Here is a 21,805-nt window from a genome sequence, read left to right on the forward strand (position 1 = left end):
TCGGCGTCCGCCGTTCAGTCGGTCATGAACCAGCCGCGCACCTGCGCCTCGTGGTCGACGTAGCGTTCGCCGGAGACGTCGACGACGACCTTGTCGACGGAACCTCCGGTGAACGGGAACGGCGCCCGGTAGTCGGGGGTCACCGGCGAGGCGTCGTCGCGGCCCACGCAGATCCCGTCCCCGACGATGCAGAAGGAGCCGGGCTGGGTGACGATCTCGTCGTGGCCCACCTCCTCGTCGTCCACGTAGAGGGTGAGGGTCCCGGCGGCTCCGGGCATCGCGGGGTCGGTGTCGCGGCCGTCCGCCGCGAACTCGGCCGTGAGCACGTGCCGTCCGGGCGGGATCTCCCGGTCGGCGTCGACGACCTGCAGGTGAGTGCCGACCCAGTTGTACGCGTAGTGCAGGCGGTGGTCCTTGACGTAGAGGCTGTGGCCGCCCGCCACACCGCCGTGGGCGTACACCACGCCCTCGGCATCGGGAGAGTCGATGTCGACGCCCGCGGCGATGGTGTACGACCTGCCGCTGGTCACGACGCCGGACTGCTCGGGCACCGACGCGCAGTCCGGGTAGTACACGTAGCGGTCGCGCTCGGGACTGCCGTGCGGGCGATCGGCCAGGATCTGCTCCAGGGCGGTACGGTCGTCCAGCGGGAGCCCGTTGTAGATGCCCGCGTAGTAGTACCAGAGGCTCTTGAGGGTCTCCAGCCGGGCGGGTTCGCGTGCGGCCAGGTCCGTCGACTGGGCGCGGTCGGTGGTGAGGTCGTACAGCTCCCACACGTCGTGCGCGTAACCGCCCCAGCCGCTCAGTGGCGGGTGGACCGTGCAGGCCAGCCAGCCTTCGTGGTAGATGGACCGCTGCCCCAGCATGGTGTAGAACTGCGTCCGGCGTTCCGGCGCCCCGGGATCGGCCAGGGAGGCCCGGAAGCTCTCGCCCTCGATCGGGTTCTGCGGGTAACCCCTGACCGTCTCGGGCGGTTCGACGCCGAGGAGTTCGTACAGCGTGGGCACGACGTCCACCGCGTGGACGTACTGCTGCCGCACCTCCCCCCGGGCCCGGATTCCGGCGGGCCAGGCGATCATGCACAGGTCGGCCACGCCGCCCTCGTACCCGGCCCAGCGCTTCCAGTAGGGGAACGGTGTGTCGAAGGCCCAGGCCCAGCCGGTGTTGTAGTGGTTGTAGGACGTCGGGCCGCCCAGCTCGTCGATGTGTTCCAGGGACAGTCCGGCCGGCGTGGGCAGACCGTTGAAGAACCGCCACTCGTTGAACGTCCCGTCCGGTCCGCCCTCACCGCTCGCCCCGTTGTCGGAAACGGCCACGACGATCGTGTTGTCGAGTTCGCCGGAGGCCTCCAGGAAGTCGAGCACCCGGCCCACCTGGGCGTCGGTGTACTCGACGTAACCGGCGAAGACCTCGGCCATCCGGACGAACAGCCGTCGTTCGTCGGCACTGAGCCCGGCCCAGGGCCGGACGGTGTCGAGCAGCGGCCACGGCTGCCCGTCCGGGCCGTTCGCCGCGGGCTCGCCGTGCGGGTTGAGCGAGGACAGGCCGGTGTTCTCCGGCAGCAGGCCCATCTCCTTCTGGCGGCGCAGGATCTCCGGCCGGATCGCCTCGTATCCCTGGTCGAAGACACCCTTGTACCGGTCGGCCCACTCCTTGAAGACGTGGTGCGGCGCATGGGCCGCGTCGAGGGAGAGGTACATGAAGAACGGTTTTCCGGGGTCGACGACCTTGGCGTCGCGAATGAACTCGATCGCCTTGTCGGAGAGGTCCTTGGCGATGTGGTAGCCCTCCTCGGGCGTGGCCGGCGCGTCGACGGGGTGGTTGTCGTGGATCAGGTCCGGGTACCAGCAGCTCGACTCGCCGCCGAGGAAGCCGTAGAACCTCTCGAAGCCGCGCCCAAGGGGCCAACGCGCCTTGTACGCGGCCATGTTGATCTCCTCGCCGGGGGTGAGATGCCACTTGCCGACGCAGTACGTGTTGTAGCCGCGCTCGTTCAGGACCTCCGAGATGAACGCGTTCTCGAAGGGGATCCGGGTGGAGATGCCGGGAAAACCGGAGCTGAACTCGCCGATGGTCGCCATCCCGTTCGACGTCGCGTTCCTGCCGGTCATCAGCGAGGCCCTGGTCGGGGAGCACAGCGCCGTGGTGTGGAAGTTGGCGTAGCGCACGCCCATGTCGGCGATCCGCGACATCGTCGGGGTCCGCACCGGACCGCCGAAGCAGTCCATCGTGCCGTAGCCGACGTCGTCCCACACGATCATGAGCACGTTCGGGGCGTCCTCGGGCGCCTCCGGCGCGAGGAACGGCGCCCAGTCCGGCTGCGAGTCGCGGACGTCGAGGGCGATCTTTCCTTGGAACTGCTTGGCCATGACGGTTCTCCTCGTCCTGACGGCTCCCGTCCACCATGGCCACGGACGGCGCCTCCTGCCTCACCCGCCGCGGGTGAGGGATCCCGGTACCGCACACCGGCGGGCGACCGCCGGGCATGGGACCGGCGTCATCGCGGGGCGGTGTGCCGCCGGGCGGCCTCGGGAACCGAGGTCCCCTCCCGCAGCGTGCGGCCCGTGGCCGTGGCCTTCTGGTGCCAGCGGCCGTACCGGTCGGCGAGGGCGACGGCCGAGACGCCGTGCAGCAGGACGCTCAGCCCGACGGTGACCGCGACCACCCGGCCCAGCAGCCCCCCACCGCGGACGTGCTCCTCCAGGACCAGCAGCCCCAGCACCACGGACGCCAGACCACGCGGCCCGAACCAGCCGATGTACGCCACCGTGGGCGGCCTCAGCCCGCTCCCGGCGAGCGCGACGGCCACCGGCAGCATCCGGACGACGGTGAGGCTCAGCACGGCGTAGCCGACGACCCGCCAGCTCAGGTCGTCCAGCGTGGGCCCCAGCAGTACCGCGCCGAAGAGCAGCAGGCTGAGTGAGGCGAGGAGCCCGCCGAGCTGCTCGGCGAAGTCGGCGGCGGGGTCGGGGCCGTCCTCCGGCCCGGCGGCAGCCTCCGGGGGCCGGAAACGGCGCAGGGCGAGACCGAAGGCGAACCCCGCGACCCAGGCGGCGATGAAGCCGCTGCCGTCCACCACGACGCCCAGCGCGTACGAGGCCATGGCCACGGCCGGGACGAAGACCTGCGTCCACTCCGGCGCGACCCGCCCCCGTGCCTGCGCCGCCCGCAGCAGCCGCCCGCCGCCCGCGCCGACCAGCAGGCCCAGCGCCGTGCTCAGCACGAGTGCGCGCCAGAAGACGCCCGCCACGCCCTCCTCGGCTGCGGACGTGCCCGGTACGGCGGCCAGGAAGATCACGAAGAACGGCAGCACCAGGCCGTCGTTCAGGCCGCTCTCCACGTTGAGGCCCTTCCGGACGAGTACCGGGACCCGCGGACTGGACATGGCCGTCTTGCCGAGGGCGGCGTCCGTCGGGGCGAGGACGGCGCCCACCAGGGCGAGCTCCCAGACGGTCAGCCCGGGCAGCAGCGGCCAGGCCAGCAGCCAGCCCGCGCCGATGGTCAGAGGCAGCCCGACGGCCAGCAGCCTGCCCGGCAGGAAGCCGCCCGAGCGCAGGTCGCGCCGGCGTACGGCCATGGCGTCGGTGAACAGCACCAGGGCCAGGGCGGCCTCCAGCAGAGTGAGGATGGGCCCGGTGTCGTCCGCCAGGTCGACGATGCCGAGCACGGCGGGCCCCAGGAGCACCCCGCAGCCGACGAACACCATCGCCGACGACACCCGCGTCGAGGCCAGTCGGCGCGAGTTCAGGGCGTAGGCGGCGACGACGCCCGCCACGGCCACACCGGTCCAGGCGTCACTGGTCATCGGGCCTCCCGTCCGCGTGCCGGTGCGTCGCTCCCAGGGCACCAGCGATCCGCCTCGCGGACTTCACCCGCCACGGGTGATCACCCGTGGCGGGCCGCTGGGCATGCTCGGAGAAGCAGCCGGACGCCACGGCTCTCGACCGCGGCTCGGGACTGCGGCTCACGACTGTGAGGAAGTGAGGAAGCGAACATGGCCACAACCACTCCCCACCGCTCCCCGGCCGCTCTCGCGGCCGCGGGCGGGCTGGTGACCTTCGCCGGCGTCCTGCTGTTCATCGCCGGCATCCTGGACTTCTTCCGGGGCATCATGGCGATCGCCAACGACGACGTCTACGTGTCCACCCCGAACTACCTCTTCAAGTTCGACCTGACCAGCTGGGGCTGGATCCAGCTGATCCTCGGCGTGATCGCCGTGGTCGTGGCTGCCGGTCTGTTCTCGCGTGCCCTGTGGGCCCGGGTCATCGGGGTCGGCATCGCCGGGCTGCTGATCATCGCCAACTTCCTGTCGATCCCGTACTACCCCCTGTGGTCGCTCACCCTGATCGCGCTGTACGCCTTCGTCATCTGGGCCCTGTGCGTGGTGAAGGAGCCGGACCGGTCCTGAAGGACCGCTCCTGGAGGACCGACCCGGACGGAGAGACATGCTCGTCGCACTGCTCGCCGTGCTCGGTGTCAACCTGCTCCTCGTCCTGGGACTCCTGGCGGCCGTGCTCGGCCGGCGGCACCGAATCGCCCGCCGGCCGGGCGCGTTCCGCGCGGCGGCGCGGGTCGTGCAGGGCGAGGGCGGGCATCCTGCGGGGCTGCACCGGCACTGGCGGGCCGGTTACGGCCGTTGGGTGCAGGACGTCTTCATCTGGACCTCCTCCCCGCTGCTGCTGCGGACCACGCTGGTGCCGGTGGACGCCGTGAGCGCCGTCCGCCCCCTCGGGCCCAAGGAGGTGCGCCGTCCGCGCGGCCTGGCCGGGGCGGTCACACTGACCGCCCCGCGCGCGGTGCTCGAGGTCGCGGTACGGGATCGGGACGAGGCGCTGGCCCAGCGGCTGCCCGCCGCGGATCCGACCGGGACGACCCGTTCGCCGCGCGGACACCTCTGACGGCGTACGGGCGAACCTCCCCGCGTCACCCCCGGGGGGTGACGCGCCCGGCGGCGCGGGCGTTCCATGCTGAGGCGATGAGCACCGTACCGCTCCCCGAGCCGGACGTCCGGCGCCGGCCCTTCCACCTGCTGGCGAAGCCGACCGGGGCGATCTGCAACCTCGACTGCACGTACTGCTTCTTCCTGTCCAAGGAACTGCTGTACGAGGGCAGCAGGTTCCGCATGGCGGAGGAGCGGCTGGACGCGTACATCCGGCAGCTCATCGAGGCGCACGGACCGGCGCCCGAGGTCACCGTGGCCTGGCAGGGGGGCGAGCCGACGCTGATGGGCGTCGACTTCTTCCGCCGGTCCCTGGAGTACGAGCGGCGGTACGCCCGCCCCGGCCAGCGGATCGTCAACACCCTCCAGACCAACGGCACGCTCATCGACGCCGAATGGGCCCGTTTCCTCCGGGACAACGACTTCCTCGTCGGGCTCTCCGTGGACGGTCCCCGCCGACTGCACGACGCCTACCGCCTCGACAAGGGCGGCAGGCCCACCTTCGACCGGGTCATGCGGGGCCTGCGCCACCTGCGCGATCAGGGTGTGCGCTGGAACGCGCTGACCACCGTGCACGATGCCAACGCCGCGCACGGCCGTGCGGTCTACGCCTTCCTGCGCGACGAGTGCGGCGCCGAGCACGTGCAGTTCATCCCGATCGTGGAACGCGCCACCGCGCGCGACCTGCCCCTGGCCGACGAGGGCTGGGGCGCCCGCGCCCACGACCGGCCCCTGTACCGGCAGCAGGGAGACCGTGTCACCGGACGGTCGGTGACCGGGCCGCGGTACGGCCGGTTCCTCATCGACGTCTTCGAGGACTGGGTACGCCACGACGTCGGCCGGGTCTACGTCCAGATGTTCGACGTGGCCCTGGCCAACTGGCACGGCGAGCCGCCCTCCCTGTGCGTGCACTCCAGGACCTGCGGCAACGCCCTCGCCCTGGAACACAACGGGGACCTGTACTCCTGCGACCACTTCGTCGAGCCGGAGCACCTGCTCGGCAACATCGGTGACCGGCACATGCTGGAACTGGTCGACTCGCCGCGGCAGCGGAGGTTCGGCCAGGACAAGGAAGACACTCTGCCCCGCTACTGCCGTGACTGCGACGTCCGCTTCGCCTGCCACGGTGGCTGTCCCAAGGACCGCTTCGACACCACACCGGACGGCGAGCCGGGCCTGAACCATCTGTGCGCCGGTTTCCAGGCGTTCTTCCGCCACATCGACCGCCCGATGCGCACGATGGCCGGGCTGCTGCGCCAGGGGCGGGCGCCCGCGTCGGTCATGCGTGAGTACGCGGATGCCGACGCGCACCGGCCGCACAACGCGCCCTGCCCGTGCGGGGGCGGGCGCAATTGGGCCCGCTGCCACGGCCGGCCCGTCTCGGCGAGCCGGGCGTAGGGCTCCGGTCCAGGGCGGTTCAGGAAGCGGTCCTGCGCATCTCCACGACGTGCAGGCCCAGGGACTGGAACCTCGCGAGCAGCCCGTACAGATGCGCCTCGTCGGTGACCCGGCCGAACAACAGGGTCTGCCCGGACACGACGCAGCTCTCCAGCTCCGGGAACGCGTCGGTCATCGTCCTCGACAGGTGCCCCTCGACCCGGATCTCGTATTCCATGAGCACGCACCCCTCGCCGGTGTGGTCGCTCCGGGCCCCCGTGGTCCCATGCTGTGCGGCCGTACGGGGCCGCGCATCACCCGGACGGGGTGACCCCGCTCCTCACCCGCCGGCGGCGGGCGTCACAGCAGGCGGAGTTCCCGGGCCCGGCGCACGGCCTCACCGCGCCGGGTCGCGGCGAGTTTGGCGTAGATGTTCCTCAAGTGGGTCTTGACCGTGTTGACGGACAGGAAGAGCTCGGCGGCGATCTCCTCCGTCGACATCATCTGCGCCAGCAGGCCCAGGACTTCGCGTTCGCGGTCGCTGAGCGGCTCGGTCACGGGGGCGGGCCCTCCGGTGCCCCTCGTGGGCCCCTCCGTCCTCAGTCCGGCCGGAAGCCAGCGGGTCCCGCCTCCCCGGGCGGCCCGCGGCTCCAGCAGTTCCCGGAGCCACGGCCCCGCGTCCAGGAACGGCCTGGCCAGCCGCTCGGGCCGGGCGAGGGCCAGGGCACGGGTGGCGAGGTGCCGGGCCGTGACCGCGTCGCCCCCGAGACGCGCGGCCTGGGCCCGCACCAGCAGGGCCCGGACCGTGACGGCCGGTCCGCGGCCGTCGAGGCCCGGCAGTCCGTCGAGGAGGGCGAGCGCCGTCTCGTCGTCGCCGGCCGCGAGCCGGGCCTGCGCCGAGGCGATCGCGTACTCCGGCCCGGCCTCCTCCCGTCCGGCCAGTGCCGCGACCGCCGCCTCCGGGTCTCCTCGGACCCTGTGCGCGGCGGCCGCGACCAGGGCGACCTGCGCGTCCATCCAGACCGAGGGGACCACCGCGGACGGCATGTCCCCCGTGGCATCGAGGGCGTCGAGGACCTGCAGTGCCTGGAGGGCCTTCGCGGGGTCGCCCGGCGCGAGCAGCAGGCGCGACCGGGTGACGGCCTGCCAGGAAACGGCGATCGGGTCCCGGGAGCCGGGAGGCGGCGCAGCCGTGAGGTCGAGGTGCCTGCGGGCGGAGGCGAGGTCGTCGCGCTCGATGCCGACCGCGGCCAGGACCTGTGGACCGAGCGGGGTGCGTGCGCAGGACGGCAGGCCGGACCGCTCGGCCTCGGCCGTCGCCCGCCGTGCGTGTGTCTCGGCCCGGCCCGGCCAGCCCCGCAGGAAGTCGATCAGGGCGAGCCCGCTCAGCGCTTCGTGCCGGGGGAGGGCGGTCGCCGGGCCGCCGGAGGCCTCCACCACTGCGGTCAGGGTCGCCCGGGCGGTGTCGAAGCGGCCCGCCCACAGCTGGGCCGATCCCAGCGCGGCGAGCCTCAGCGCCCGCACCTCCGGATGCGCCCGCAGCCGGTCCCGGAGAGCCTCCTGTCCCTCCAGCTCCTCCGCGAGCCGGGCGGCGGCCCCGGCCCGGTCGGCCGAGCCGAGCAGGCGGTCCGCCACCACCCGCAGCACCGCACAGCTCAGCCGGGCGGCGGGCAGCTCCCCCGCCCCGGCCTCGGCCAGGTGTGCCTCGGCCCGGTCCAGGTCCAGGAGGCCCTGGCCGGCGTCGTACCGGGCCAGTGCGCGGGCCGCGCGGACCAGGTCCGCGGCGGGCCCCGGCGTGTCCGGCGCCATCCGGGAGAACAGGCCGCCGAGGCGGTCCGCGTCCAGCCCGGTGAGGAGCTGCCCGATCGCCAGGTCGTCGACCAGACGGTCCGCGGCGAACGCCCAGTCCCCCGCGTCGGCGGCGTGCGACAGGGCCTCGGTGAGCAGCCCGGCGTCGCACAGCCACCGGGCGGCCACGCCGTGCAGCTCCCGTTCCAGCCCCGGGTGCCTGGTGTGCAGATGGGCGCGCAGGATCTCGGCGAACAGCGGATGCAGCCGGTACCACGCGTGACCGACCGGTTCGACGAACGCGTTCGCCCGAGCCAGCTGTTCGAGGATGAGCGCGGCGTCGTCCCGTCCGGTGAGGGCGTTCGCCATACCGGGGTGTATCCGCGCGCAGACACTGGTCCGCACCAGCAGGTCCTGGCTCGGGGCGGGCTGCGCCTCCAGCACCTCGGCCAGCAGGAAGTCCGCGACCGCGCTCTGCCCCGTCTCGAACTCCTTGAGGAAGCCCTCCGGGTCCTCCGCGTGCTGCGCCGCGAGGATGCACAGCCGCAGACCCGCGGCCCACCCCCCGGTCCGCTCGGTCAGCGCGCGGGCACCCTCCTCCGACAGGGACAGGCCGTGCCTGCGCGCCAGCTCGTCCGTCTCCCCGGGGCGGAACGCCAGGTCGGCAGCGCGGATGTCGGTCACCTGCCCGGCGGCGCGGTACCGGTGCAGCGGCAGCAGCGGCTCGGTGCGGCTGACGAGGACCAGGCGCAGCCCGGCGCCCGCGTTGCGGAGCACGAACTGCAGCCCTTCCGCGACCTCCGGTGCGGAAACCCGCTCGAACTCGTCGAGCACGAGCGTCACCGGTTCGGTACGGCCGTTCAGGTGGGCCGCGAGCCGGGCCAGCAGCGAGTCGTCGACCCCGCCGGGACGGGCGGGGCTGCCGATCCCCTCGGGCAGGGCGAGTCCGTGGTGACGCATCGCCTCCAGCACGTAGGCCCAGAAGACGCCCGGGGCGTTGCCCGCGGAATCCAGCGTCAGCCACACCAGCGGACCGGGTGCCGTACCGGCCCAGTCCGCGACCAGCAGCGTCTTGCCGGCCCCTGCCGGGCCGTTCACCAGCACCAGGCGGCCCGGTCCGGCCGCGGCCCGGGCCAGGCACTCGGCCACGCGGGGCCTGTGGACGAACGTCTCGGGCACACCGGGGACGGCGAACCGGACGGCGAGCACCGGCTCGCCGTCCGGAGTCAGGGCCCCGGCGGTGCCTCCGCGCGGAGAACCGCGAGATGTGTGGGGCATAGCACTCACCACGGTGGCAGAACCACCCGATGAGTCAAATCGGGCATATCGCCCGGTTGTGTCCGCCGCGGTCGTGTCGTGGACGGCTCAGTGGCCGTCGCCCGCGTGGACCGGGAGGCGCCTGGCGAAGGTGGCCCCGCCGTCGGTGGACTCGTAGACGCCGTCCTGGGTGGCGGCCAGGACGTGCTGCGCGTCCACCGCTGTCAGGGCCTGGGACTGGCCGCCGGGGACGGTGCCCGCCTTCTTCCAGGTGGCCCCGCCGTCGGTGCTGCGGTGCAGGCCGCCGAAGTCGTCGAGGCCGTAGAGGGCGTCGGCGGCCGGCCAGGACAGGAAGGCCATGGCGGGCTGCCGCCCGGAGCCGAAGGTGCGGCCTCCGTCGGTGCTCTTCGCCACGCCGTCGGGGGTGGTGGCCAGCACGGTGCCCGGGGAGTCCGGGTCGACGGCGATGTCGAGCGCCTGGAGGCGGGCCCGGTCGTCCCAGGCGGCGCCGTCCTCGCTGACGCGGAGCAGTCCGGTCGTGCTGTCGTAGCCGTACAGGATGCCGCGCGCCTGCTCCAGGGCGTGGAAGTCGGCCTCGCCGCCGAGGGAGCGGGGCTTCCAGGTCCTGCCGGAGTCGGTGCTCTCGATCAGCCCGTGGTGCCCGGGCCCGCCGCTGCCGGGCGCGGAGTGCCCGCTGGCGAGGAACGTCTTCGGCCCCGTGACGGCGAAGCCCATGAAGTCGTCCTCGCTGTCCCCGACCCGCTCGGGGGCCCCGTCCTCGCCGGTGGTGAAGATCCCGTCGTGGCTGGCGACGTAGAGCCGCTGGTCGGAGGGGTCGAGGCCGAGGCCGTGGACATGCCTGATGGGGGTTGTGTGCGGGTCGGCGGCGGTGGTGTCCCCGGCCCGGTCGGCGGCGGGGGCGGTGGCGGCGGTCGAGCAGGCGGTGAGGGCCAGCGCGAGGGCCGCGGTGCCGAGGGCGACCCGGGTGCGCGTCGTCGCGTGCATGGTGCGTTCTCCTGATGTGGTCCGGGGTGGTGAGGGCCGGTGGCTGCGCGGCCGGGCGGCCGGGCAGCGTGGCGCTCTAGACCTGGAGGACGACGCCCTTCATGGACGCGGCCGGGCCCGCGCGGCCGGCCGGATGGTGTCGGCCGGACCGGACCGACGGCTCGCTCCGGGCGCCGTCATGGCCGTACGGGAGGGCGCAGGCGCCGGGCGGGTGCGGCGCGGGGGCGTGCGGCGGCTGGCCGGGTACGCAGTCCTGGGCCGGGTGGGACGGGCCGTGGCCGTGGCCGGCGCTCACCGCGACCGCCACGGCCGGGCCGGGGTGCCCGCTCGTGCCCTCGGTGCCCACCCCGTGCGCGTACAGGCAGGCGAAGAGCACGGCCGTCAGCCACAGCAGACGCCCCGCGCTCGGCCGGCCCGCAATCATGCCGGGAGCGTAGCCCACGGTCCGGGGCCCACGGCCCCGGGTCCACGGTCGGCGGATGCACGCCAAAGAAGGGTGACCCGGTGTGACAGCACCAGGCGCGGACAGTCACCAGACGAACACCCTGCGAAGCCGGCCGGGGTGTCGGCCGACCAGAGAGCGCGGGACGCAGATGAGCACTCCGCCCCAGGACCAGTCCTTCCGCATCGACCAGGCGCGCAACGTCCAGTACGCCGTGTGGGACACCAGCCGCTTCGAGACCTCCAGCACTTCCTGGACCGACGTGCCGGGCGCCGCGATCGGCCTACGGCTCGGGCAGGGAGCCCCCTCGTAGGGGGCCCTCTTCGCGGCGGCCTCCAGCGCCGAGGCACTGTCGTCGGACACCGACGGCGACGGGCAGGGCCTGCTGCAGGCGACCGTCTTCTTCGGTGCCGACCAGGCCCAGCCGCTCAGCAGCGACCACCGCTTCATCACCGCGCGCGGCAACCCGGAGTGGTCCAGCCACACCCTGATCCGGACCGCCCGCTTCGAGCCGGAGTTCACCGCCCGGGACGTCACCGCCCGCGTGCGGCTGAGGTGCGGCGGCAGCGGCGGCGTCCAGAACCGGGTGCTCAGGGTGGAACGCTTCACCCTCTGAGCCACCGCCCGGTCCGGCCGCCCCCGGAGCCGTACTACAGGCCGATCTGCCAGGCGAACGGCGGCAGTTCGGCCGCTCGGCAGTAGACATCCACGGCCCACGGCAGCAGCGCCGCCATCGGATGCAGACGTGCTCCCTGAAGGCTGGCCAGCTGTCGTGCGCTGTGCCGTACGCATCCGGTGACCTCGGCGCCGTCGGCCGTCACGATCGTCACCGCCGACAAGGGCCCTTCACACGCTGTGGGGTCCTTGTCGTCCGCCGCCGCGCACCGTCCGCCCGCCGCGCGGCCGATGCCGTTCCCACCCGGGTCACTCATCCTCGCCCCCTTGGCCGAAACCGCTCCCGAGCGCAGAGGTACCCGCACGTGGCCTCGAACCCGAGCCCTTGACCCCATGGTGGGGAACTGTTTTCCGTCCGATTGCCGTCGTACGCCCCCGGTGCGCGGGAGTGCCCCACGGCCCGCGGCGCCGCGGTGAAACCGGCGCCGGGGGCGTGAAACCGGAGTGAGGGCGCCGCGAAACCGCGCGGGCCGACAGTGGCGCCATGAACATCGCAGAACTCGACCGCATCGGGGTCCGGCAGGACCCTCCGGAGAGTGCCGACCTGGCCGTACGGGCCGAAGGGCTGGTGAAGACCTTCGGTGACCAGCGTGCCGTCGACGGGATCGACCTGGCCGTACGGCCGGGTGAGGTCTTCGGAGTGCTCGGCCCGAACGGCGCCGGAAAGACCACCACGCTGCGGATGCTGGCGACCCTGCTGAGGATCGACGCAGGCCGTGCCGAGGTCTTCGGCGTCGACGTGGCCGCCCGTCCCCACGTGATCCGGCAGCTCGTCGGCCTCACCGGACAGTACGCGTCCGTCGACGAGAACCTGACCGCCCGCGAGAATCTCTGGCTCTTCGGAAGGCTGCAGGGGGTAGCCTCGCCGCGCGCCCGGCGGACCGCCGCCGAACTGCTCGGACAGTTCGGCCTGGAGGAGGCCGCGGACAAGCCGATCGCGCAGTTCTCCGGCGGCATGCGGCGGCGCCTCGACCTGGCCGCCAGCCTGATCAACCGACCGCCGCTGATCTTCCTCGACGAACCGACCACCGGCCTCGATCCGCGCACCCGCGGCCAGATGTGGGAGACCATCCGCACGCTGGTCACCGACGGCTGCACCGTCCTGCTGACCACGCAGTATCTCGACGAGGCCGACCAGCTCGCGGACCGGATCGCGGTCATCGACCACGGCCGCAAGGCCGCCGAGGGCACCCCGGACGAACTGAAGGCGGCGGTGGGCGACTCCACCCTGCAGCTCGTGCTCTCCGCACCGGACGAGGTGCCCGCGGCCGTGGCCGTCGTCCGGCGGGTCCTCGGCTCCGACCCCGTCCTCAGCCCGGAGCAGGGCCGCCTCAACGTCGCCCTGGAACAGGCCGACCTGGCCGCCGACGTGCTGATCGCGCTGCGCACCGCCGGGGTCTCGGTCGCCTCGGTGAGCGTGGCCAAGCCCAGCCTGGACGAGGTGTTCCTCGCCCTCACCGGCCATGGGAGCGACGGGGACGGCAGGGACAACGCCGACGACAACGACGAGGAGGCGGACAACCGATGACCGGCACCCTGATCGCGCCCGCACGCGAGACCGTCCGCGCGGCGGACCGCGTGGCGGCGGCCGGGCGGCACGTCTCCATGGGAGAGACCGTCAGCCAGACGCTCACCATGGCGTGGCGGGCCTTGAAGAAGATGCGCCGCAACCCCGAGCAGTTCTTCGACGTGGCGCTGCAGCCCATCCTGTTCACCGCGATGTTCGCGTACATCTTCGGCGGCGCCATCTCCGGTGACGTGGAGAGCTATCTGCCGCTGATGATCCCCGGCATCCTCGCCCAGACCGTGCTGACCACGTGCATGGTCACCGGGACGCAGCTGCGCGAGGACATGGAGAAGGGGGTCTTCGACCGGTTCAAGTCCCTTCCGATCGCCCGGGTCGCGCCGCTCGCCGGGCCGATGGTGGCCGACCTGGTGCGCTATCTGATCGCGGCGGTGCTGACCTTCGCCATGGGCCTGCTGATGGGCTACCGGCCCGGCGGGGGAGCGTTCGGCGTGCTCGGCGCGATCCTGCTGGCGGTCGTCACCGGCTGGTCGCTGGCCTGGATGTTCACCTGGGTCGGCACGATCGCCCGGAGCGCCCAGGCCGTGCAGGGCATCTCCATGATGATCCTGTTCCCGCTGACCTTCCTGTCCAACGCCTTCGTGCCGGTGGAGACCCTGCCGGGCTGGCTGGCCGCGTTCGTGCGGGTCAACCCGGTCTCACACCTCGTCACGGCCGCCCGCGACCTGGCCAACAGCGCCGTCGTCAGCGGGGAGGTGGCGTGGACGCTGCTGGCCTGCCTGGCCGTGATCGCGGTCTTCGCGCCGCTGTCCGTACGCGGCTACCGGCGGCACATGTGAGGCTCCCGCACCATCGCGGGAGAGCCTGCCGACGCGGTCCCGTGCCTCGCCCAGGAGGTCGGGGCCGCGCCGGTCCCCGTACTCCGCGCGCAGCGCGGCGAGCGCCCCGGGCGCTGCCTCCTCGGCGTACGGGGCGATGCGCGCGAAGGCCATGGTGGGCGCGGTGGGGTTGTACGCGAACCGCTCGGCCAGCACCAGCAGCCTGACCGCGTCGCGGGGGGCCGTGGCGCCGCGCAGCAGTGCCCAGGCGCCGAGCCCGAAGAGCATCGCCCCGCACACCGGGTAGTCGAGGAACGGACTGTCCGGGGCCAGGATCCCGCTGATCCGCAGGGTGGAGCAGAAGTGGTACAGCTCCTCGCCGTACCGCAGCTCCTCGTCTCCGTGGCGCGGGCTCCCGCCTCCGTGGCGGGGGGCCGCCGCCGTTCCGGCGTGGTACGCGTGCGCGGTCAGGGCGAGCGCCTCCGCGCTGATCACCCACGGTTCGGAGCCGGGACACGGCAGCCCGGGTACGCGCAGGTCACGGGCGCGCCGGACGGCCTGGCGGTGCTCCGCCAGGCCGACGGCGGTCTCTCCGCGGGCCAGGGCGAGTTCGGCGGAGCACAGCGGGACGAGCGCCCTCGCGCCGAGGACCGCCCCGCCGTCGCCGATCCGCGCGATCTCGGCCAGCTCGCCTTCCGCGGCGGCGTGGTCGCCCTCAGCTAGTGCGGCGATCAGCAGGACGGCGTGCATCTGCGTCGCGTCGTCGGCGGCCCCCAGCCGGTCGAGCACCGGAAGGGCGGCCCGTGCGTGACGGACGGCCCGGCGGCTGTCACCGAGCCGGATGGCCAGTCCGGCCAGCACGGCGTGCAGGACCGCCGCCAGCCACGGCCCGTCGTCCGCGGAGACCAGCGCCAGCGCCTGCTCGGCCGCGGCGGCTGCCCCCTCCGGGTCGCCCCCGTTCTCCAGTACGTGGGCGCTCATCTGCAGCGCCGTCAGCGACACGGCCGGGTCGGCGCTCCGGCTCAGCTCCGCGAGCCGCCGCCGGATGCCGGTGCCGTCCGAGGCGCCGCAGGCGAGAACCACCGCTGCCATCGCCGCGACCCGGGGGTCCGTGCTGTCACGGACGGGCAGGCCGGCGAGCAGCTCGCGCAGAACCTCGGTGGGCTCGTCGGTGAGGGTGAGCAGGTGCACGAGAGTGACCAGCAGGGCCACCCGGGTGGCCTCTTCGAGTTCCGGTGGCGGGCGCCAGCCGGTGACCGCCTGCGTGAACGCCTCTCTGAGGACGATGATCCGGGCGTGGTCGCCGCGGACGGACCACAGGGCGCCGATCCCCGCCAGCAGCCGGACCGCTGTCGCGGGGTCGGGTTCGGCGAGCGCCTGGCGGAGCAGCTCGGCCAGGTTGCCCTCCTCGGCCCGCAGCGCGTCCGCCGCCGCGAACGGGGAACGGCCGAACAGCACGGCGGAGTTCTCCCGGACGTGGTCCGTCGCCCAGGCCCGCTGCGCGGCCCGGGCCGCCGCCTCCTCGCCCGCGTCCGCCAGCCGCATCCGGCCGAACTCCCTGACGGTCTCCAGCATCCGGTAGCGCAGACCGCGGTCCGTCTCCCGGAGACTCAGCAGGGACTGCTCGGCCAGCGCGTGGACGGCGTGCAGGGCGTCGGGACCCAGCACCCGCTCGGCCGCGGCCAGGGTGAAGCCGTCACCGAACAGCGACAGCCACCGCAGGGCACGCCGCTCCGGCTCGGCCAGCAGATTCCAGGACCAGTCGATGATCGCGAGGAGCGTCCGGTGCCGGTCGGGGGCGCTGCGGTCGCCGCCGCGCAGCAGGGCGAACCGGTCGGCCAGGCGCCGTTCCAGCTCCTCCACGGACATCACCCGCACCTTGGCGGCGGCCAGTTCGATCGCGAGGGGCAGCCGGTCGAGCCTGGTGACGATCCCGGTGGCGGCCCCTTCGTCGACCCTGACGCCGAGGCGGGCGGCGGTGGCCCGCTGCCGGAACAGCTCCACGGCGTCCTCGACTCCCAACTCGGCCAGGGGATAGACCTGTTCGGCCGGAATGGCCAGAGGGGCGCGGGAGGTGGTGAGCACCCGTAGGTCGCGGGTCGCCGCAGCGAGGAACGCGACCAGGTCGGCCACCGCCTCGATGACGTGCTCGCAGTTGTCCAGGATCAGCAGTGACGGCGTCTGGTCGAGTTGCTGGGCGATGCGGGCACGGACGTCGGTGCGCTGCCGGGGTGTCAGAGTCCGGCGCCCGCTCACCGAGTCGCGGACCCCGAGCGCCGCGCCGACCTCGCCGACGACTCCCTCCGGCGAGGAGACGCCGACCAGCTCGACGAAGTGGGCGACGGGCTGCGTGGCGTTCCGGCCGACGACATGGGCCAGCCGCGTCTTGCCCAGGCCGCCCGGCCCGACGATGGACACCACCCGGTGGGACTGCAGCAGGGCGTGGACCGCGCCGATGGCGTCGTCGCGGCCGAGCAGCGAGGACCCGTCGAACAGCAGCCCGGCCCGGACCGGCCGGTCCGCGGCCAGCAGTCCGGCGTGCACCCGGGCCAGCCCGGGCCCCGGACCCGCCCCGAGGCGCTCGGCCACACCGGCGCGGTAGCGCTCGTACCGTTCCAGTGCCGCGGCGGCCCCGTGTACGGCGGCCTCGCTGCGCAACAGGCAGGCGAGGAGGTCCTCGTCGTGCGGCCGGGCGGCCACGGCCTCCTCCAGCAGCGGAAGCGCGGCGGCGTGCTCGCCGCCCCGGGACCGCGCGACGCCCAGCAGACGGCGCGCCTCCGCCGACCGCCCGGCGGCCTCGGCCCTCAGCTCGGCCAACGGCCCGGTGGCCGCTGCCGCGGCGGGGTCACCGGCCCCGCTTCGCCCGTCGCCGGGTGCTGCGAAGTCCGCCGCCCCGGCAGGACCGTCGCCGGACGCCGTGAGGCCCGCCGCCGCCTCGGCCAGGCGCTGGGCGAGGGCCGCGTCGCCCTCCGTGAGTGCCTCGCGTGCACGCCGCACCAGCGCGCCGAGCCGTAGCGCGTCCACCTGCTCGTCGGGCAGCCCGAGCCGGTATCCGCGTACCGTCCGCACCACGGCGTCGGCGGAGGTCGCGGACCGCGTCCGCGAGACCACCACCTGCAGGGCCTTCGTCGGGTTGGCGGGTGGCCTGTCCGGCCACAGCTCCCGGACCAGCCGCTCGTCGGAGGCTCCCCCTCGTCCGTGCAGCGCGAGCACCGCCAGCAGGGTCCGCGCGCGGTCGCCCGCCACGGGTACTCCTCGCCAGCGCACACCGTCGAGCAGGGTGAGCAGAGGGGGCACGCACCTCAGCTTACGAGGACCCTCGGCACCGGACGGCCGCCCGCCGGGCCGCCGTCCGGTGCGCGTGCCGTGGCTGCCGTACCCCTCACCCCCGGGACCGCCCGGCGGCCGGGGCCTCCCGGTTCCTGACCGGTCGTGTCACCTGCTTGGCCACGCAGGCCGGCATCCCCTCCAGGGTGACCGCGTGTCCCGCGGCATCAGTGCCGTCGGCCGACGCCTCCGCCGCCGCGCGGCGGCGGAAGGCTCCGGGCGGCATGCCGACCAGCTCGGTGAATCGAGTGGTGAACGTGCCCAGTGACGCGCAGCCGACCGCGAAGCAGACCTCCGTCACCGACAGGTCCCCCCGCCGCAGCAGCGCCGTCGCCCGCTCGATGCGACGCGTCATCAGGTACGCGTACGGCGACTCGCCGTAGGCGGCCCGGAACTGCCGGCTGAGGTGCCCGGCGGACATGTGCACACCGCGGGCCAGCGCCTCCACGTTCAGCGGCTGCGCGTACTCCCGGTCGATCCGGTCGCGGACACGCCGCAGCAGCGCGAGATCGGCCAGCCGCTGCGCCTCGATCCGGGCCCGGTGCCACCCGGGTTCACACATCGCGGGTTCCCCCCTGCACGGCCGTGCGGTTCAGCGCAGTTCCTGGATACGGACCAGGTTGCCCGCGGGGTCGCGGAAGGCGCAGTCACGGATGCCGTACGGCTGCTCGGTCGGCTCCTGGACGACCTCGGCGTCACCGGCCTGCACCCGCTCGAACGTGGCGTCGAGATCCTTGGTGGCCAGCAGGATCCAGCCGTAGGTGCCCTTGGCCATCATCTCGCTGATGGTGCGGCGCTCCTCCTCGGTGACGCCCGGGTCGGCGGCCGGGGGCGCCAGCAGGATGGACGTGTCGGGCTGGTCGGCCGGGCCGACCGTGATCCAGCGCATCTTGCCCTGCCCGACGTCGTTGCGGACCTCGAAGCCGAGAACGTCGCGGTAGAAGGCGAGCGACGTGTCCGGGTCGTCGTGCGGCAGGAAGCTCATGTGAATGGTGATGTCCATAACCAGAAGGCTAGGCACGCCCCGCCGGTCCCGCTTCTCGAATCCTGACCGATCCGTCCCCGCGCCGGGCCCCGGCCGCGCGGCCGCCTCACCGGTCCTCTCGGAGTGCGGGCACCCGCGAGCCGTCCTGTCGCCGGTGGGTGACGGGCGGGGGCGGGTGTGCCCTGCGGCGGCCCGCCGTGCACACCCGCCGGTCCGGTCGCGGCACCGCGGCCCACGCGGCGCGGCACCGCGGCCGCGTCGGGTCACGACGCGTGCAGGAAGTCGGCCACGACCTTCGTGAACTCGTCGGCCTTCTCGAAGAACACGACGTGCCCGGCGTCGATCTCGGCGGAGACGGCCCGCGGGATCGCGGCGGCCAGGGCGTGGCTGTGTTCCACCGGGACGGTGGCGTCCCGGGTGGCGCCGAGCACCAGGGTCGGGGCCTGGACGCGGGGCAGCAGATGGCGGATGTCGACGCGGGTGTCGAGGTCGACGTGGCGCAGGGTGCCTTCGGTGGGCGGCATGTTGGGGATCAGGGCCTCGACCTGGTCGCGGCCGATCGCGTTGAGGAACGTACGGCTGAAGCCCGTCATGGTGACGCTGCGGCCGAAGGCGGCGGGGTCGCTCCGGCCGAGCTGCCGCCAGAGCGTGAACAGGTTGCGCAGGTACTCGTCGCCGTCGGTGTGCGCCCAGCCGGAGACCAGGACGAGACGGCGTACGAGATCGGGCCGCAGCGCGGCCACGGCCGCGGTGACCGGGGCGCCCATGGAGAAGCCGAGCAGGTCCACAGGGCCGGCGCCCGCGTCCTCGATGACGGCGATCACCTGCGCGGCCAGCCCCTCGACGGTCAGCGGGCCTCCGGAGTCTGTGGTGCGGTCGGTGCCGGACAGGTCGGGTGTGATGACGGTGCGGGAGGCGGCGAACCGGGGTGCGATCTCGCCCCAGGTCAGCGCGGAGCCCGCGGATCCGGTGCCGTGGACGAGGACGAGCGCGGGGCCGCTGCCGGTGACCTCGTAGTGGACCCGGGCGTCGGCGGCGGTGACGGTGGCCATGGCAAGTCTCCTCGGTGAGGCGGTGGTTCGGGCGGGACCGGTGCTCCGGCCGCCCTGCGGTGACCACCACCCTGCCGGGGCTCGTCCGGGGGCGGCAGAGACCCGCTGACCCTGGGACCGGCGGTCCCTGGTTCGGGCGCGCCGGGTCGTGCAGGATGGCCGTCATGCCGATCAACCGCCGTGAGCTGGCTGACTTCCTGCGCCGTCGACGGGACCGGGTGCGCCCGCAGGACGTGGGGCTGACGCCCGGTCCCCGGCGGCGGATCGCCGGGCTGCGGCGCGAGGAGGTCGCCCAGCTGGCCGGGATGTCGGCCGACTACTACATCCGCCTGGAGCAGGCGCGCGGCCCGCAGCCCTCCGCTCCCATGCTGGCCGCGCTCGCCCGCGCCCTGCGGCTGACCGAGGACGAGCGGGACCACTTGTATCTGCTGGCGGGCCATCCGCCGCCCGCGTCGCACACCGGCACCGGCCACGTCGGCCCCGGCCTGCTGCACCTGCTCGACCAGTTGCCGCACACCCCGGCGCAGGTGCTGAGCGATCTCGGTGACGTCCTCGCCCAGAACGCCATCGCGCAGGCCCTGTTCAGCGGGGTGTGCACGGTCTCCGAGCACGGCCGCAACGTCGTCTGGCGCTGGTTCACCCAGCCCGGTGTCCGGGCCGCCTATCCGCCCGAGGAGCACGACTACTACAGCCGCCTCCATGTGGCCGACCTGCGGGCCGCGGTGACCCGGCGCGGTACGGACGCCGCAGCCGCCCGGCTCCTGGAACGGCTGCGCGCGGCCAGCGAGGAGTTCCGCGAGCTGTGGGAGCTGCACGAGGTCGCCGTACGCAGGCACACCCGGATGAGGATCCTGCACGACGAACTCGGGCCCCTCAGCCTCGACTGCCAGGTGCTGCTCGCGCCCGAGGGCGACCATCGGCTCGTCCTGTACACCCCGCCGCCGGGCGGTGACGAGGCCGGCCGCCTCGCCCTCCTCCAAGTCATCGGTACCGAACGGTTCCCCACCGAGGACCTCGACGGGAGCCACACGGCCTGAGCCGTCCGGCGGAAGGCGGGTGCTAGCTCCTGTCGGCGGCGACGGCCCCGTCCTGGGCTGCGTGCCCGTCGTCCGGCACGTCCGCGTCGGCGCCGTCCCGGCTGTCGGCGCCCGTGGCCCTGTTCGGCAGCACCGCCGCGACGAGGACCGCCGCCACGGCGAGGACGGCCACGACCGTGAACGCCCACTTCATCCCGCTGACCTGCGCGGGCACGGCCGCGGAGCCGTCGGCGACCAGTCGGCCGGTGCGCGCGGACATCACGGTCACGACGAGCGCGGTCCCGAGCGCCGCGGCGACCTGTTGCAGTGTTCCCAGCATGGAGCTGCCGTGCGAGTAGAGGTGCGGCGGAAGCCCGCCCATGCCGAGGGTGAAACACGGGGTGAACGTCGCCGCGAGGCCGACCATCAGCAGTGCGTGCAGCGCCAGGACCAGCCCGTACGGCATCGTCATCGAGACCTGGGTGAGCCCGCCGAGGGCGAGCGCCATGGCGATCGAGCCGGGCAGCACCAGCGGCCGGCTGCCGAACCGGTCGAAGACCTTGCCGACGGTGGGACCCAGCAGGCCCATGAGCAGGCCGCCCGGCATGACCAGCAGGCCGGTCTCCAGCGGGCTGAGCCCGCGCAGGTTCTGCAGGTACAGCGGCAGCAGGATCATCGCCCCGAGCATCGCCAGGAACCCGATGGACATGAGGACCAGGGACAGGGTGTAGGCGCGGTGCCGGAGCGTGCGCAGGTCCATCAGCGGCACACCGCCGCGCTGCAGCCTGAGCTGGCGGAACACGAACAGCGCGATGGTCGCGGCACCGGCGGCGGTGATGCCGGCGCCGGTGCCGAGCCCTCCGCCCTCGCCGAAGAGGCTCAGGCCGTAGACCAGACCGCCGAAGCCGAGCGCCGCCACTCCGACGCTGAGCCAGTCGATGGAGCCGGCCTGCGGCTCGCCGATGTTCTCCACCTTGCGCAGCCCGAGGGCGGTCACCAGCGCCGCGACCGGAAGGACGACCACGAACAGCAGCCGCCAGGAGCCGATCTGCAGGATCAGTCCGGACACGGCGGGGCCGAGCGCGGGCGCCACCGAGATCGCCAGGGTGACGTTGCCCATCACCCGTCCGCGGTCCTGCTCGGGCACCACGATCATCAGCGTGGTCATCAGCAGGGGCATCATCACGGCCGTGCCCGCGGCCTGCACGATGCGGCCCAGCAGCAGCACCTCGAAGGACGGCGCCGCGGCGGACAGGGCGGTACCCGCGAGGAACACGCCCATGGCCATCGCGTAGGCCTGGCGGGTGGTGACCCGCTGCAGGAACCAGCCGGTGACCGGGATCACCGCGGCCATGGTGAGCATGAACGCGGTGGACACCCACTGTGCCGACTGCTCGGTGATGCCCAGCGAGTCCATCAGCCGGGGGATCGCGTTGATCATGATGGTCTCGTTGAGGATCACCACGAACGTGGCCAGCACCAGCAGCCGCACCACCGTCGGCGTGCGCCCTTCCCGCACGGTCGGTCGTTCCTGGATCGCAGCTGACATGGACAGCACCTCGCTGGGGTTCCTGGTCGCGGACGCCTCGCAGCCAAGGG

The 21,805-nt window shown here is 73.6% G+C and carries 18 protein-coding genes and 1 pseudogene; 6 read left to right on the plus strand and 13 right to left on the minus strand.

Annotated elements, in window-relative coordinates:
- Nucleotides 1–14: 14 nt before the first annotated feature.
- Together I3F58_RS15095 and I3F58_RS15100 are read right to left on the minus strand one after the other, a co-directional pair.
- A complete protein-coding gene (locus I3F58_RS15095) occupies nucleotides 15–2,369 on the minus strand; it encodes an arylsulfatase (RefSeq protein ID WP_240109106.1) in 2,355 nt (784 codons plus the stop codon).
- A gap of 128 nt (nucleotides 2,370–2,497) precedes the next feature.
- Nucleotides 2,498–3,805 (minus strand): cation:proton antiporter, encoded by a 1,308-nt coding sequence (locus tag I3F58_RS15100; protein ID WP_240109107.1) that lies wholly within the window; start codon nucleotides 3,803–3,805, stop codon nucleotides 2,498–2,500.
- Between the two features lie 189 nt (nucleotides 3,806–3,994).
- Between I3F58_RS15100 and I3F58_RS15105 the strand changes: the two genes are divergently transcribed.
- The 3 genes from I3F58_RS15105 to I3F58_RS15115 all read left to right on the plus strand — a co-directional run bounded on the left by I3F58_RS15105 (nucleotide 3,995) and on the right by I3F58_RS15115 (nucleotide 6,337).
- The gene (locus I3F58_RS15105) at nucleotides 3,995–4,408 is read left to right on the plus strand and encodes a hypothetical protein (protein ID WP_240109108.1); all 414 of its coding nucleotides are present in this window, start codon (nucleotides 3,995–3,997) and stop codon (nucleotides 4,406–4,408) included.
- 37 nt (nucleotides 4,409–4,445) lie between these two features.
- Complete coding sequence (locus I3F58_RS15110; RefSeq protein WP_240109109.1) at nucleotides 4,446–4,898, plus strand: hypothetical protein; 453 nt, start codon at nucleotides 4,446–4,448, stop codon at nucleotides 4,896–4,898.
- A 77-nt stretch (nucleotides 4,899–4,975) separates the two neighbouring features.
- On the plus strand, nucleotides 4,976–6,337 hold the full coding sequence (locus I3F58_RS15115; RefSeq protein WP_240109110.1) for an anaerobic sulfatase maturase: 1,362 nt from the start codon (nucleotides 4,976–4,978) through the stop codon (nucleotides 6,335–6,337).
- Between the two features lie 19 nt (nucleotides 6,338–6,356).
- On the opposite strand, the gene I3F58_RS15120 is transcribed toward I3F58_RS15115, so the two are convergent.
- From I3F58_RS15120 to I3F58_RS15145, 6 genes are all read right to left on the minus strand, one after another.
- The gene (locus I3F58_RS15120; protein WP_240109111.1) at nucleotides 6,357–6,554 is read right to left on the minus strand and encodes a hypothetical protein; all 198 of its coding nucleotides are present in this window, start codon (nucleotides 6,552–6,554) and stop codon (nucleotides 6,357–6,359) included.
- Between the two features lie 122 nt (nucleotides 6,555–6,676).
- Nucleotides 6,677–9,382 (minus strand): LuxR C-terminal-related transcriptional regulator, encoded by a 2,706-nt coding sequence (locus tag I3F58_RS15125; RefSeq protein WP_240109112.1) that lies wholly within the window; start codon nucleotides 9,380–9,382, stop codon nucleotides 6,677–6,679.
- A gap of 87 nt (nucleotides 9,383–9,469) precedes the next feature.
- Nucleotides 9,470–10,366 carry a F510_1955 family glycosylhydrolase gene (locus I3F58_RS15130; RefSeq protein ID WP_240109113.1) on the minus strand — a complete coding sequence of 299 codons (897 nt, stop codon included), beginning with the start codon at nucleotides 10,364–10,366 and terminating at the stop codon, nucleotides 9,470–9,472.
- Between the two features lie 76 nt (nucleotides 10,367–10,442).
- Nucleotides 10,443–10,790, minus strand: coding sequence for a hypothetical protein (locus I3F58_RS15135; protein WP_240109114.1), 348 nt, complete (start codon nucleotides 10,788–10,790; stop codon nucleotides 10,443–10,445).
- 105 nt (nucleotides 10,791–10,895) lie between these two features.
- Nucleotides 10,896–11,417, minus strand: coding sequence for a hypothetical protein (locus I3F58_RS15140; protein ID WP_240109115.1), 522 nt, complete (start codon nucleotides 11,415–11,417; stop codon nucleotides 10,896–10,898).
- Nucleotides 11,418–11,458: 41 nt separating this feature from the next.
- On the minus strand, nucleotides 11,459–11,740 hold the full coding sequence (locus I3F58_RS15145) for a hypothetical protein (protein ID WP_240109116.1): 282 nt from the start codon (nucleotides 11,738–11,740) through the stop codon (nucleotides 11,459–11,461).
- 227 nt (nucleotides 11,741–11,967) lie between these two features.
- Between I3F58_RS15145 and I3F58_RS15150 the strand changes: the two genes are divergently transcribed.
- Entirely contained in the window at nucleotides 11,968–13,011 is a 1,044-nt protein-coding gene (locus I3F58_RS15150; protein ID WP_240109117.1) for an ATP-binding cassette domain-containing protein, read from the plus strand.
- Entirely contained in the window at nucleotides 13,008–13,847 is an 840-nt protein-coding gene (locus I3F58_RS15155; protein ID WP_240109118.1) for an ABC transporter permease, read from the plus strand. The genes I3F58_RS15150 and I3F58_RS15155 overlap by 4 nt, the downstream gene beginning before the upstream one ends.
- 1,743 nt (nucleotides 13,848–15,590) lie before the next feature.
- Here the strand turns inward: I3F58_RS15155 and I3F58_RS15160 are convergent.
- From I3F58_RS15160 to I3F58_RS15175, 4 genes and pseudogenes are all read right to left on the minus strand, one after another.
- Nucleotides 15,591–17,123, minus strand: a pseudogene (locus I3F58_RS15160) (BTAD domain-containing putative transcriptional regulator); the annotation flags it as partial.
- 85 nt (nucleotides 17,124–17,208) lie between these two features.
- A complete protein-coding gene (locus I3F58_RS15165; protein ID WP_240109119.1) occupies nucleotides 17,209–17,715 on the minus strand; it encodes a helix-turn-helix transcriptional regulator in 507 nt (168 codons plus the stop codon).
- Nucleotides 17,716–17,745: 30 nt separating this feature from the next.
- A complete protein-coding gene (locus I3F58_RS15170; RefSeq protein ID WP_240109120.1) occupies nucleotides 17,746–18,156 on the minus strand; it encodes a VOC family protein in 411 nt (136 codons plus the stop codon).
- A gap of 245 nt (nucleotides 18,157–18,401) precedes the next feature.
- Nucleotides 18,402–19,190: an alpha/beta fold hydrolase gene (locus I3F58_RS15175; protein ID WP_240109121.1), complete on the minus strand. Its 789-nt coding sequence runs from the start codon at nucleotides 19,188–19,190 to the stop codon at nucleotides 18,402–18,404.
- 164 nt (nucleotides 19,191–19,354) lie between these two features.
- Between I3F58_RS15175 and I3F58_RS15180 the strand changes: the two genes are divergently transcribed.
- Entirely contained in the window at nucleotides 19,355–20,227 is an 873-nt protein-coding gene (locus I3F58_RS15180; protein WP_240109122.1) for a helix-turn-helix transcriptional regulator, read from the plus strand.
- A 22-nt stretch (nucleotides 20,228–20,249) separates the two neighbouring features.
- Here I3F58_RS15180 and I3F58_RS15185 read toward each other — a convergent pair whose 3' ends face one another.
- The gene (locus tag I3F58_RS15185; protein WP_240109123.1) at nucleotides 20,250–21,755 is read right to left on the minus strand and encodes an MDR family MFS transporter; all 1,506 of its coding nucleotides are present in this window, start codon (nucleotides 21,753–21,755) and stop codon (nucleotides 20,250–20,252) included.
- Nucleotides 21,756–21,805: the final 50 nt, after the last annotated feature.

It is taken from the genome of Streptomyces sp. MUM 203J, from assembly GCF_022414595.1.
Taxonomy (GTDB): Bacteria; Actinomycetota; Actinomycetes; order Streptomycetales; family Streptomycetaceae; genus Streptomyces.